Annotated in this window: 1 protein-coding gene; it reads left to right on the top strand. The window is 44.5% G+C overall.

Annotation, left to right across the window (positions count from 1 at the left end):
• Positions 1-37: 37 nt before the first annotated feature.
• A partial coding sequence (locus NC238_07475) for a DUF4011 domain-containing protein (protein ID MCM1565779.1) occupies positions 38-1,022 on the top strand: 985 nt, incomplete at its 3' end.

Raw genomic sequence — 1,022 nt, 5'->3', positions numbered from 1 at the left:
ACCAGCCAGTTTCGAAGAACATGGGCAGAAGATCCGAATGCCTGACATTATTCAGGAATTCCATCTTGCTACCTGTTTAGATTTAACTGTATTATTTGCGGCCTGCGCTGAAGCAGTAGGTTTAAACCCCCTAATTATATTTATAAAAGGACATGCATTCCCCGGCTTATGGTTAGTTGAAGAATCATTTTCCGAGAGCTTACAAGATGATGTGACACTTCTGACTAAGCGTATAGCCCCAGGTGTACAAGAGATTTGTGTATTAGAGAGTACAGCGGTTACCTCTGAGCAGAGCAGCTCTTTTGACCAAGCAGTTGTAATGGGTGAAAATTTGCTTCGCAATACGGATAATTTTAATTTTTTCGTAGATGTCCGGCGAGCCAGAGCCAGTCAGATCAGGCCATTGCCTTTAAGATTTCATGGTAGTTTAACTGATGAGGAGAAAATACCATCTCAGAAGACACCCATAGACCAACAAGCCCCGGAAGATGTTGATAGGCCTATCTTTATAACTGAAAAAGATAAAACCGAAGAAGAACGGTCACGCCTGGAACAGTGGGAGAGGCGTCTATTGGATTTAAGTATGCGAAATCCTCTTCTGAATTTCCGGGTGACTGGTTCATGCATCCCTATACTTACAGTTGAACTAAACGAACTGGAAGATCAATTAGCAGACGGGGAGGATTTTAGAATACACCCCCGGCCTGTGGACTGGGACGAGAGCTCACGTGACTCCAAAGTATTTATTCGAAGGCAAAAGAATGACCCGCTGGTCAAACTATTACAGGAAGAATTCTCACAGCAGCGTTTGCGTGCTGATTTAACCGAAAAAGAACTATCTAATCGGTTGACCCAGCTTTATCGTGCCGCACGTACCAGCCTTGAAGAAAATGGAGCAAATACCCTTTATATGGCTCTCGGGTTACTGGTGTGGTACGAATCGGAGGTCAGTCAAAAGCCCCGTTATGCTCCCATCTTACTGCTCCCTATGGAAATTGTGAGAAGATCGGTGCAGACCGGGT

Source organism: Dehalobacter sp., assembly GCA_023667845.1.
GTDB lineage: Bacteria > Bacillota > Desulfitobacteriia > Desulfitobacteriales > Syntrophobotulaceae > Dehalobacter.
The sequence above is the reverse complement of the archived record's forward strand: the minus strand, read 5'-3'. Positions and strand labels throughout refer to the sequence as shown.